Annotated in this window: 2 protein-coding genes; both read right to left on the bottom strand. The window is 32.7% G+C overall.

From position 1 onward, the window contains the following. Positions 1 to 1,543: HAD-IC family P-type ATPase (locus MR593_RS10175; RefSeq protein WP_290692513.1), on the bottom strand; the 1,543-nt coding region annotated here is incomplete at its 3' end. Positions 1,544 to 1,847: 304 nt separating this feature from the next. Beyond that, positions 1,848 to 2,134 (bottom strand): hypothetical protein (locus MR593_RS10170; RefSeq protein WP_290692511.1); only part of this gene is annotated, 287 nt, incomplete at its 5' end.

Below are 2,134 nucleotides of genomic sequence, written 5' to 3'. Positions count from 1 at the left end.
CGACACGCTTTCCTTGTCTTGCTAGTGTTGTCATTTGATTTTTCCAGTATTCCCTGTCAAAGTCATCTTTTATAAACTCTACCAATTTATCTGGAGCACCTTTTACAGCTAAATATCTCTGATCTTTTAAATCTACTATTTTCGCCATATATTTAAAATCGGAGTCAAACGGCATCTTATCAACTTCCGAAAAACCAGCTATATCTAATTTCGCCTTTTTGCAAAGTGTAAGAAAACATCCGTCTGTCGGCTCTCCATTTATGCCCCATTTTCCATCCTCGTAATTTAGTGTTGCATCATTTGCAAGTGCACCTATAAGTATTAATTTTCTCAAGTCACCATCAATAGTGATTTTTTCATCTCCACTAAAAATTTCTCCCTCAGGCGAATATCCCTTTCCTGTCACAGTATAAAAATTATCTCTAGTTACTATATCCTTTACCGTCATTTCATTTTTGGTAAGTGTTCCAGTCTTATCAGTTCCGATGATGTTCACAGAGCCTAGAGTTTCAACAGATGGCAGATTTTTGACTATAGAATTCTTTTTAGCCATATTTTGAACTCCTATCGCCAATATCACAGATGTTATCGCAGGCAATCCTTCTGGAATCGAGCCCACGACCATTGTAATAATCGACAACAGCAGTACAGGAATTTCATATACATCAAATAAAATTCCAAATCCAAACAAAATTGCAGCCGTCAAAACTATAGTATAAGATATATATTTTCCTAGATTGTTTATAGATATTATTAGAGGTGTTTTTTGCTGTTTTACATGATTGATACTTTGATTTATTTTACCTATTTCAGTATAATCACCTGTCGAAACGACAATGCCAGTCGCCGACCCATTTGTCACACAAGTAGATGCAAATGCCATATTTGTTTGATCTGCAACAGTTACATTTCCTATCAACGTCTGCTCATCCTTCACAACTGAATCCGACTCGCCCGTCAAAACAGCCTCCTGAACCTTCAAGTTATCGGCATCTAGAATTCTAATATCAGCAGGCACATTATCTCCCGCCTCTAAATAGACAATATCCCCTAACACCAATTCACTTGCATCGATATCCACCCTTTCGCCATTTCTTATGACAGTTGCATTCACCACCAACATCTGCTTGATTTTTGAAATCGCATCCTCTGCCTTGTTTTCTTGAATATAGCCTATCAAAGCATTTACAATTACTACTATCCCTATAACTATCGAATCTGAGATGTGTCCCATAGATAAAGTCAATACTCCAGCAACCAACAAAATGTAAATCACACTATTGTTAAATTGCTTCAAAAACCTCACCAGCTTACTCTGCTTTTTATTTTCAGTAAGGTTGTTTTTTCCGTATTTACTCTGCCTTATAGATATGTCCTCTTCGCTTAAACCTGTTTCTTGGTTTGATTTAAGCATTTTTAATGTCTCGACTGTACTTATCTTGTACCAATTAGAGTCACTGAGTTGTATTTCCCCTGTTTGCTGGAGAGGAGGAGGTTCCTCTACTATTAAATTGCTCCTGTGCGAGTGACTTTTAGCTTCCATTTATTATTCTCCTTTCTGACGCATTGAGCGTGCTACTTTTTTTAATATATTTTATTATGTATCGTATCAGATATTTCTTTATTTGTAATAGGCTTTACAGTCTTCTAACATTTTTTAATGTTTTTTAACATAAAAAATTTAATAGAAAATATTATATTTCATACAAAAAAATAAGGCATAGACTAACTTAACAAGCCTATACCTCTTAGAAAATTATTTACAGAAAAAACTTTAAACTCTCTATTTTAATTATAAACTTTATATACCTTTGTAAATTCTAAAACTTTTATCTTTATTAGTTAACTTAAAACAGTGATAATTGTTCACTAGTAAAGCTTATATTTTCATCTTTTTTTATATCAGAATATTCATCTGTTTTTTTATAAAAATATTCAAATATACTTTTATATGATTTTGCTGTTATTCCTTTTATTTTTGAAATATGCCAAAATCGATTTATTGGTTTACTTTCTTCAAGTTTTTCTGCTGCTTTTTTAGTTATCCCAATTTGCTTATAAAAATCTACAGTATTTATTGAATTAATATTATTTACCATAAATTCTTCTACTCCCTCAGGTTCTTTTTTTTCAT

It is taken from the genome of Intestinibacter sp., assembly GCF_022780145.1.
Lineage (GTDB): Bacteria > Bacillota > Clostridia > Peptostreptococcales > Peptostreptococcaceae > Intestinibacter.
The sequence above is the reverse complement of the archived record's forward strand: the minus strand, read 5'-3'. Positions and strand labels throughout refer to the sequence as shown.